Genomic DNA, 331 nt, shown 5'->3' on the forward strand with positions numbered 1-331 from the left:
GCTCCTGATGATCGGGGTCGGTGGCGCCCGGTTCCTGAGCGGACAAGGCAACGTCGAGACCGACGACGCCTTCGTGCGTTCGGCGAAGGATTCGATCAACGCCCGGGTCTCCGGCCAGGTGGTGGACATCGCCGTCCGCGACAACCAGCGTGTCCATAAAGGACAGTTGCTGTTCCGCGTCGACCCGCAGCCCTACCGGATTGCCGTCGAACAGGCGGAGGCCCGTCTGGGTACCGCACGGCTCCAGGTGGAGGCGCTCAAGGCCACGTATCGCCAGCAACTGGCGGAACTGCAGTCGGCGAAAGACTCCGCCGATTTCGACGGCAAGGAG

The 331-nt window shown here is 65.6% G+C and carries 1 protein-coding gene; it reads left to right on the forward strand.

Features of this window, described 5'->3' with window-relative positions:
- Positions 1-331, forward strand: a 331-nt coding sequence (locus CBX98_RS25815) for a biotin/lipoyl-binding protein (RefSeq protein WP_197710263.1), incomplete at both ends; no start/stop codon positions are given.

It is taken from the genome of Vibrio sp. T9 (assembly GCF_003123985.1).
GTDB classification, from domain to species: Bacteria; Pseudomonadota; Gammaproteobacteria; order Enterobacterales; family Vibrionaceae; genus Vibrio; species Vibrio diabolicus.